The sequence below is a fragment of the Bacillus sp. ISL-46 genome (genome assembly GCF_018613205.1).
Genome location: NZ_JAGGQR010000035.1, coordinates 1 through 9,453 on the forward strand (window position 1 = coordinate 1; position 9,453 = coordinate 9,453).

The 9,453-nt window shown below is 36.6% G+C and carries 7 protein-coding genes and 2 pseudogenes; 5 read left to right on the forward strand and 4 right to left on the reverse strand.

Annotation, left to right across the window (positions count from 1 at the left end; genetic code table 11):
- Positions 1-186 (forward strand): annotated as a pseudogene (locus tag J7E67_RS17290) (IS110 family RNA-guided transposase); the annotation flags it as partial.
- A 676-nt stretch (positions 187-862) separates the two neighbouring features.
- On the opposite strand, the gene J7E67_RS17295 reads toward J7E67_RS17290, so the two are convergent.
- From J7E67_RS17295 to J7E67_RS17305, 4 genes and pseudogenes are all read right to left on the reverse strand, one after another.
- Positions 863-1,549: a DUF4405 domain-containing protein gene (locus tag J7E67_RS17295; RefSeq protein ID WP_214732489.1), complete on the reverse strand. Its 687-nt coding sequence runs from the start codon at positions 1,547-1,549 to the stop codon at positions 863-865.
- A gap of 83 nt (positions 1,550-1,632) precedes the next feature.
- Positions 1,633-2,373 carry a cytochrome P460 family protein gene (locus J7E67_RS17300; protein WP_214732490.1) on the reverse strand — a complete coding sequence of 247 codons (741 nt, stop codon included), beginning with the start codon at positions 2,371-2,373 and terminating at the stop codon, positions 1,633-1,635.
- A gap of 198 nt (positions 2,374-2,571) precedes the next feature.
- Positions 2,572-2,676, reverse strand: a pseudogene (locus J7E67_RS31365) (oxidoreductase); the annotation flags it as partial.
- A gap of 53 nt (positions 2,677-2,729) precedes the next feature.
- Complete coding sequence (locus J7E67_RS17305) at positions 2,730-3,674, reverse strand: alpha/beta hydrolase (RefSeq protein WP_214732491.1); 945 nt, start codon at positions 3,672-3,674, stop codon at positions 2,730-2,732.
- A 186-nt stretch (positions 3,675-3,860) separates the two neighbouring features.
- On the opposite strand from J7E67_RS17305, the gene J7E67_RS17310 reads away from it, so the two are divergent.
- The 4 genes from J7E67_RS17310 to J7E67_RS17325 all read left to right on the forward strand — a co-directional run bounded on the left by J7E67_RS17310 (position 3,861) and on the right by J7E67_RS17325 (position 9,331).
- A complete protein-coding gene (locus tag J7E67_RS17310; protein WP_214732492.1) occupies positions 3,861-4,406 on the forward strand; it encodes a TetR/AcrR family transcriptional regulator in 546 nt (181 codons plus the stop codon).
- A gap of 571 nt (positions 4,407-4,977) precedes the next feature.
- Positions 4,978-5,817, forward strand: coding sequence for a BglG family transcription antiterminator LicT (licT, locus tag J7E67_RS17315; protein WP_214732493.1), 840 nt, complete (start codon positions 4,978-4,980; stop codon positions 5,815-5,817).
- Between the two features lie 136 nt (positions 5,818-5,953).
- Entirely contained in the window at positions 5,954-7,792 is a 1,839-nt protein-coding gene (locus J7E67_RS17320) for a beta-glucoside-specific PTS transporter subunit IIABC (RefSeq protein WP_214732494.1), read from the forward strand.
- 96 nt (positions 7,793-7,888) lie between these two features.
- Positions 7,889-9,331, forward strand: a complete 1,443-nt coding sequence (locus J7E67_RS17325) for a glycoside hydrolase family 1 protein (RefSeq protein ID WP_214732495.1) — start codon at positions 7,889-7,891, stop codon at positions 9,329-9,331.
- The last annotated feature ends 122 nt before the right edge of the window (positions 9,332-9,453 follow it).

The following is a 9,453-nucleotide window of genomic DNA, read 5'->3' on the forward strand; positions in this document are numbered from 1 at the left end:
CTTGTGATGAATAACCCTGAGTTTAAAGCCGTCCATTCCCATAATGTAAAAGTAAAGAAGATAAAGAAAATGAAATCAATCATGAAACTGATAGGTAAACTAGCAAGGATTTTTGTAGGAATAGCAAAACGAAACGAATCTTATTGTCCAAATAAAGTTCAAGTATTAACCCCTATAGCAGCATAGAAATAAAACATTAGTTATATAAAATGTTTCAATTAAAATAGTTAACTTTAATTTTGAATGTTGTCTTATTCGTAGGATTTCAAATATGTACGGAGTACCAGGTTTCTTCAACAATAGGGCACTGTGACCCATCAGTTTAGCATAACTGGCCACCACCCCTTGGATAGGCATGACGAAGGAATGATAGGGCAATTGACCCGTTGAGACATGGGAGGGAAAGCCTCCAGGGGCGGCGTGGAGAATGTACATCATATGGTAAAATGTGGAGTTGTAGATACTCCTTTATTTCACTATGCCTTCACGGAGCCATAATGATCTGAACTCATTTCATTTAATCGTTAAATCCATATTAAGGGTTATGAAATCCTGCGAATAAGCGAGCATTTGAGAGAAAATCGTATCAAACTGAGGGAGTTGAAATAGGAATCGGATAACTATAGTAGAGAAAACTCGCTAATGCCGAAAACTCCTATGGTTAATATGAAAATCAGCAAGTTATTTCGTTTAGTCATATAATTGATCTCCTTCTTTCAGGAAAGTGTCATTTTGTAGTTACGTAAAGGGGAGCTATTTAAGGGGATACCTTTTCCTCTATCATTTAGATAACTTTTTCAAGGTTTTATAACAGTATCCATTAGCTGTTATCTCCATTGATACTCCATCCTTTAAACCTATATCAGTTTTTTTGAACTCCTCTTTGTTCCTGTCTCTGAATAAATTGCAAAGCATAATGTGTCCCAGCGATATAGATTCCCATAATAGATAGGTGGTCTATTAAAAACCTTATAGTGGAATCATCATTGAACCACCCAAATGGGTTGTAAATGAATAGCTTCGAACCCATTTCTCCCTCGAAGGAAGAATGCACCCCGTAGGCAACAATTAAAACCGCCAAAATACGCAACCCAAAGGTGCGAATACGGCAAGTGCCGGTTATTCCCGTCATCCTCCATACTGAATTGATAATCATTTCCCATGATAATCCTATGTGTCCTGCCATGATGATAAATCCCCAATAAGCAGTCTGAACATGTATTTGCCGTAGTATCATGTCGTTATTTATAGGAATAAAGGGAAATAAATCACTGGAAATCAACACAGCACTTATCATCATCAATACCATAGTTACAAGAAATAGTAGATTGATTACTATTTGTAGGATGCTCCGTAAATTATGTGTTCGCTTTAAAATCACTTTATACCAACGTCGATTTAAAAAGTTATGGACAACAAATAATAAAAGTACCACAACTCCAACGACTTCATGAATCGTATTTCCAGTAATATAGTAAGCCATTGCTATTAACATGAGAACTGTCATAACAACGTCATTTACTAGCTTGAATAACATCTTTCGATTCAAAGCATCCACCTCTTCTATTGCCTATTTATCACTAGATTGTGTCCCATTGTGTGCATGTAAGTATCTTTTAATGGCAACAACCATTAGCTATCATATTGCTGTAAATACAGCTTCAACAGAACATCCTGAATTTTTTTCGCTTTTTCATCATCGACTATTAAATTACTTTCTTCTTTATTTACATCCTTTGGATTCTTCATATGAGCAGTTGCCCTCCAGTGACCTGTAGGGATTGCTGCGATTAGGGATTCTGAACTGCTGTTCTTCGAACTTGTAACTTTTCCTAAATCAAACTCTTTCATCTGATCCATCGAATTCACATAGTCATCTCTTTCCTGATTTGCGTGGCAGGAAAAGCAACGTCCAATATTATCTGTCCTCACTTCTTTGTCAGGAGTAAATGCTTGGTATTCCCATTCCCCATTACGTTCTTCCGGCGAATATTGGGAGCCCCAGCCGGTACGCTTTTCCATCACTAAATATTGGTCCAGCTCTCCATCCTTATATCCTACAAGAGTAATAACGGTGCCGTTCGGAAGTTCCTCTCCGTTCTGCACTGCTTCAATTGCTTCCTTATTATTTACATAGATATCTTCATGAATATCCCCTCGATCGTATGTGGCAAACACAATCCCCTCTTCAAGGTCTTCAGGGAATTTAACAAGGTTCGCCCCAGAACCAATCTCAGCGTAATCCTCAGACTTAGCCACAGAGGGATTCTCTTCTTCCTGAGAAATGTCCTTTGTACCAGTCTCATTGTTGTTGCAAGCAACAAGGGTGAGGGCTAGTAGCATTGCAAATAAATGAAATAATCGTTTTTTCACACCATTTTCCTCCTACAAGTTTCTGTTTATGGTCTAGTAAACTCATCGTAACTGGGTTTCTATCAGACAACTAATCCTGGTCGAATATTAAAACCTGTATAAAATACTGAGAAAGAAATTAAATGGCTGTCGAGGTCTCCTCGACAGCCTAACCTTTAGAAAATGAATAGCTCTTAATTTTATCTTAATTTGTGATTATTACCATGGTAGTGTTGTTGGTCCAATTGTAAACTCATTAATGTTCTTATCCTCTGGCTGATCAATCGTGAATGCAAGTATATTGGCAACTCGATCAGGTAATAGAAGAAATGGAATAGCTAAAACTATAGAGATAATACTTTATTTTGATGCGATTGTTACTTCAAATTCTCGGTAAAGAATGCTTCCAACTTGTCAAATGGAATCAAATCCGTCTTGTCGTATAAATCAACGTGTCCAGCATTTGGAACAATGTACAGCTCTTTTGGTTCTGCCGCCAATTCGTAAGCATCTTCACTAAAGTATCTTGAGTGAGCTTGCTCGCCAATGATGAACAAAATCGGTCTTGGAGAAATCGATTTAATGTTCGCAAGCAGAGGGAAGTTCATAAATGACATGCTACTTGTTACGGTGAATTGTGTAATTGAGTTTGGATGATATCCACGAGGCGTAGAATAGAACTCGCCAAACTCGCGACCGATAGGGTCTGTATTATCATCAAATCCAATAGGTGCTCCTCGATCAGTCAGCGCTGGAGGGTTGCCCTCAAACTCCGCATAGCGTTGCTCAGCAATTACATCGAGTATTCTGTTGCGATCTTCTTCGGTTAACGTGTCCTTAAAGCCGTTGCGTTGAGCACGGTATATATCATACATGCTGACTGTGGTGACAGCTTTAATGCGTCTATCAACTTGCGCTGCACTGATTGCAAAACTACCGCTACCGCATAGACCAATTGCACCAATTCGATTCCTATCTACAAATGGACGTGTACCTACATAATCAACGGCTGCACTGAAATCTTCTACGAATAGGTCAGGCGAAGAAAGGTGCCGTGGCTCACCGCCACTGTATCCGTTGAACGATGGGTCAAATGTAAGAGCCACAAAACCACGTTCTGCCATGTTTTGAGCATAAATACCGGAACCCTGCTCTTTTACACCACCATAAGGCGCACCTATAATAACGGCTGCGTGTTTTTTTGACTCATCAAAGTCCGTTGGCAAGTAGAGATCTGCCGCAATAGTGATTCCAAACCTGTTTTTGTATGAAACTGATTTCCTTGTTATCTTATTGCTTAACTCAAATATATAGTTTGACATATTAAATAACCCTTTCATGTTAAAATATAAATTACAATTGATGTTTTCTCGACATCTGTCAATAATTTATAATATAACTTAAAACAAAACAAGACATGAAACTCGTTAATTTAACCGGATTTGTTGTATACACAACAAATCGATAAAAATTGTCGAGTATCTTATAAAAGGTAAGGTGTTAATAACATGGCAAAAGTGGATAGAAGAATTGTTAGAACTCAGGAAGCAATTAAAAAAGCATTTCTTGAATTGATATCAGAAAAAAAATTCGATAGCATTACCATTCAGGATATTGCTGACAGGGCAAACATTAACCGTGCAACTGTGTATCTTCATTATTTGGATAAATTTGATCTGTTGGATAAGATCATGGAAGAACATATTCAGAACATGGCTAATCTTTGTGAGTTGGAAGTTGATATGGATTGGATTGAAGCGACTGTATATTGCATGGAATATCTTAAAAGTAATTATTTATTTTTTTCGACGATGTTGGCGAGTGAAGGAGCTCCGTATTTTCGTAGCCGGTTTGTTCAACATAATATCGAAGAGTTCAAAAAAGACGTGGATGTAACAAAAGGCAAAAATCTCGGTCAAAACGAAGATATAGTTACCGAATTTGTTGCAAATGCTTACGTAGGTGTAGTGGAATGGTGGCTAAAAAATGAAATGCCTTATCCACCTCGTGAAATGGCTGAAAAAGTAGGGGAACTTTTAAAAAGGATTGTATAATTAAAACACCTCTCTTAAAATTAGTGAATAAGAAAAGTAGATTTTCATTGAAAGAGTCCTGTCTCTTTAAAATTAATTAAAATGTAAAAGATCCGGCTGCTGTAAAAAGGTAGCCTTTTGTTATTGTTATCATGAAGATTAATTTCTGTAGGAACGATATAAAAGAAACTGATTTTTTAATAAAAAAATCAGAAGAGATATTGCTGATGGAGCAGCCAATGCAATTAGTACACCTGAAGCGGTTGCGTGAAGTAAAATCATGTTTGACCAACGAAATAATTGTTTAAACATTCTTTGTTCTACTATGTTAGGTCACCAAACTTCATAAGATAAACAACAATTTTGATTGATATGTTGAATAAACAACAAATTGCGCTAATTTGACCATTGTATGCAACCTGATTTTATTTATAATTATAACCAGATGTTGATAAATGATATCTGAATGTAAACGTATATAGAACGGATTGTTACTGTTAAATCAGGCAAAACCGATTACCTTAGAAAGAGGTCAGGTTTTGCCTTTTTCTATTATAGGAGGGGATACAGTAATAAATCTGGGGGTGAAAAAGTGAAAATCGAGAGAATATTAAACAATAATGCAGTTATCTCGACAAAAGAACAACAAGAAGTTATCATCATTGGGCGTGGAATTGCTTTTAATAAGCGTGTAGGTGATTATATTAACGAACAACTAATAGATAAAATTTTCACTTTAGAAAACGAAGATATAATGAAAAAGTTCAAGACCTTAATTGCTGATATGCCGATTGAATATATGGATATATCCGAAAAAATCATTGCATATGCAAAAATAAAATTAGGAAAGAAGTTAAACGATAGTATTTATATTCATTTAACTGATCATATTCACTTTGCAATTGAACGTTATAAAAATAATCTACCTATTAAAAACGGATTACTATGGGAAACTAGGCAATTATATAAAGACGAATATGAGATTGGATTAGAAGCATTAAATATGATATGTGAACAATTTGGTGTCATTTTACCAGAGGATGAAGCAGGGTTCTTAGCTCTTCATATTGTTAATGCTGAATTGAATGAAGAGATGCCCGTTGTAAAAAACATGACTAAGGTTATGCAAGAAATTTTAACGATAGTTAGATACCATTTTAAGTTGGAGTTTAATGAAAATTTTCTAACATTCTATCGTTTCATTACGCATCTTAAGTTTTTCGCACAACGTCTAGTCAAGGGCAATCATTACAACAGCACAACAGATGATGACTTATATAATGTAATCAAGGTAAAATATCCGTTCGCACATAAATGTTCACAAAAAATAAAGAAGTTTATCGAGGGTTCTTACACCTATGAATTGACGGATGAAGAAATGATTTATTTGACGATTCATATTGAAAGAGTAGTAAAAAATAATAACGGATAATCATAGGGTTGTAACCTCACGGGCAAAACCTAAATCAAACATTCAAAATTGATTGTTTGGTTTAGGTTTTTTTGTTACCCTTTTTCAAGTTGAAGTAAGAACTTACTATGAATATTACCATAAGGAGTGTAGCCAGATGAGTTATAATAGCTTCGCAAAGAACATAGTTGAATTAGTCGGAGGAGAACAAAATATTTCTACTCTTGTGCATTGTGCGACTCGTTTGCGTTTTAAATTAAAAGATAGAAACAAGGCAAATAAGCAAGCCCTACAAAACTTAGATGGAGTTCTTAGCGTTGTGGAGAGTGGTGGACAATTTCAGGTTGTGGTAGGAAGCCATGTTCCAGAGGTATTTAAAGAAATTACAAAGATTGCAAATGTGGGTGCTACTACAAACTCGTCAGACGAACCAAAGGGAAGCATTGGGGCACAAATTTTTGAAGTTATTTCTCGAAGTTTTTCCCCGCTGTTGGGAGCAATGGCAGGGGCAGGTATGTTAAAGGCTTTGTTAACGATTTTAACAATGACTGGACTATTATCTGCAAAAAGTGGAACTTACTTTATTTTATCTGCAGCTGGGAACGCTGTCTTTTATTTCCTGCCAATCTTCTTAGGGATTACACTTGCAACGAAGCTGGGAGCAAATCCTTATATTGGGGGAACCATTGGGGCTGCGTTGCTCGAACCTAATTTTACGAGCTTGTTAACAAACACTGGTGATATTACGCATTTCCTTGGTATTCCGGTTGTTCTGATGAATTATTCTTCATCTGTTTTACCAATATTTATAGCAGTCAGTATTTATGCTCTCTTAGAGAAACTTTTAAAGAAGATCATTCATAAAGATTTACAAATGTTTTTGGTTCCGATGCTATCATTAGCCATTATCGTACCACTTACCGTTATCGCTTTAGGACCGATTGGAGTTAATTTAAGTAATTCGATCGGTGCAGGAATTAATTTCTTGAGCACCAAGAGCGGTATTTTGACAGGTGCTGTTGTTGGTGGAGGATATACATTCCTGACACTGTTTGGTCTTCATTGGGGACTAATACCGATTCTTTTAGAGCAGGTTGCGCACGGTGGCAGCCCAATATGGGCAATGCTTGCGGCTGCTCCTATAGCACAAATGGGTGTTGCACTTGGTGTTTTCTTACGTACAAAGGACAAATCCTTAAAAACTATTAGTGCATCAACATTAATACCAGGTCTATTATCAGGTGTAACAGAACCGATACTTTACGGTCTCATGATGCGTTTCAAACGAACAATTCCTTATGTAGCCATTGCAGGTGCTGTTGGTGGCGCAATTATCGGTATGTTTGGAGTAAAATGTATGGCGTTTGCATTCATAAGCGTATTCACTATCCCTGTTTTTGCGCCAATGGGATTATACATCATCGGGATTGGTATTGCTTTTGCAGGTGCTACATTAATGACCTTTTTATTTGGATTTGAGGATAAAAAACAAAAGGAAGTAGTTTCGGAAAAAAAAGTTGAAGCAGGTCAGCCGCTAGTAAAAAGAGAAGCAATTGTTAGCCCGATGACAGGAATGGTTAAGCCATTAGCGGATGTAGATGATCAGGTGTTTGCATCTGAGGCGATGGGGAAAGGAATTGCCATTGAGCCAACAGTTGGTCAAGCTGTATCACCAGTTAACGGGACCGTTACAACAGTTTTCCCTACGGGACATGCAATAGGTATTACATCAGACCAAGGTGCAGAAATATTAATTCATATCGGAATAAATACAGTTCAATTAGAAGGGAAATATTATTCACCGGTCGTTAAACAGGGAGATAGGGTAAACCAAGGTGATTTATTAGTTGAATTTGATATTGAAAAAATTAAAGAAGCTGGGTACCCAGTTACTACTCCAATTATCATTACAAATACAGACCGTTATATTGAGATTATTGACAGGAATAAAGAAGTGGTTCATACAAAAGAAGCGTTGTTGACATTAGTCGTTTAATGATTTTCTTTTAGGAAATCTGGGAAGAGACTTAGGTCCTCTTCCCTATATATAGATAATTTTAACAATTAGATATTAATTAGGGAGGATTTCATTATGAATTTTGAAGAAAAGAAATTTCCAGAAGGTTTCTTATGGGGAGGCGCAACTGCAGCAAATCAATTGGAAGGCGGCTTTCATGAAGGGAATAAAGGATTAAATATTGCAGATGTTCTGCCAGGTGGAAAAGAACGATGGAAGCTATTACAGTCACCAGGCTTCAATTTTGAAATGGATACAGAAAAATACACTTATCCGAACCATGAGGCGATCGACTTCTATCATCGCTACAAAGAAGATATCGCGTTATTTGCAGAAATGGGATTCAAAGTATACCGTATGTCCATTGCGTGGACAAGAATCTTTCCAAATGGAACCGAGTTAGAACCAAACGAGGCTGGATTAGCTTTTTATGACCGCGTGTTTGATGAATTGCATAAGTATGGAATCGAGCCAGTTGTCACAATGTCTCACTATGAAATGCCGGTAAATCTTGTGAAAGAATATGGTGGTTGGAGAAGTAGGGAAGTTGTTACGTTCTTCGAAAGATATGCAAAAGTAATTTTGAACCGTTATAAAAACAAGGTAAAATATTGGCTTACATTTAACGAAATCAATTCTGGTCTAGAAATACCAATTCTAGGTCTTGGTTTTGCGATTCAAACTGAAGAAGATAAATACCAGCCAATGTTCCAAGCTTACCATCATCAATTCGTTGCAAGCAGTTTAGCGGTAAAGGCTTGCCATGAAATTATTCCTGATGCAAAAATTGGATGTATGGTACTATATATGACTACGTATACCTTTGATTGCAATCCTGAAAATGTAATGTATGCTTTACAAGAAGGACGTTTCCTCAATAATTTTTGTACTGATGTTCAAGTAAGAGGAGAATATCCTGCTTTTATTCAACGTTACTTTAGAGAACATAATATTAAGCTTGAAATACACCCTGGTGATTTAGAACTTCTCAAACAGTATCCGGTTGATTTTATCAGCTTTAGTTATTATATGTCTCGTGCAGAAAAGAAGGATAAAACAGCGGCTGACATGGTAGAAGGAAATATGTTAGGAGGAGTAAGAAATCCATTCCTAAAAGCGAGTGAGTGGGGATGGCAAATCGACCCTATCGGACTTAGAATTGCTCTAAACGAGTTATATGACAGATACCGTAAACCACTTTTCATTGTGGAGAACGGTTTAGGATCCAAAGACACGGTAGAGGAAGATGGTTCGATTAACGATGATTATCGAATTGAATATCTCCGAGACCATATTAGACAAATGCGTGAAGCCATTGAAGATGGTGTTGAACTGATGGGATACACGCCTTGGGGATGTATTGATTTGGTCAGTGCCTCAACAGGAGAAATGTCCAAACGTTATGGTTTCATTTATGTCGATAAACAGGATGATGGCAGTGGAACATTAGAGCGCAAAAGGAAAAAATCTTTCTTTTGGTATAAAGATGTAATTACAACAAATGGAGCAAACATATAAAACTTTTATCATTTTTATATCCTTGATAAACTTCAACAGAGACTATTGGGGAAAAGAACTCAAAAAAAATATGAATTAATAACAAGAAAAAGCCGTTTCCTTATGAACTGCACCCGAATTGT

Coding starts and splice junctions, on each gene's coding strand:
- J7E67_RS17305 (WP_214732491.1), bottom strand. CDS start 3,674: ATGTCAAACTATATATTTGAGTTAAGCAATAAGATAACAAGGAAATCA.
- J7E67_RS17310 (WP_214732492.1), top strand. CDS start 3,861: ATGGCAAAAGTGGATAGAAGAATTGTTAGAACTCAGGAAGCAATTAAA.
- J7E67_RS17320 (WP_214732494.1), top strand. CDS start 5,954: ATGAGTTATAATAGCTTCGCAAAGAACATAGTTGAATTAGTCGGAGGA.
- J7E67_RS17325 (WP_214732495.1), top strand. CDS start 7,889: ATGAATTTTGAAGAAAAGAAATTTCCAGAAGGTTTCTTATGGGGAGGC.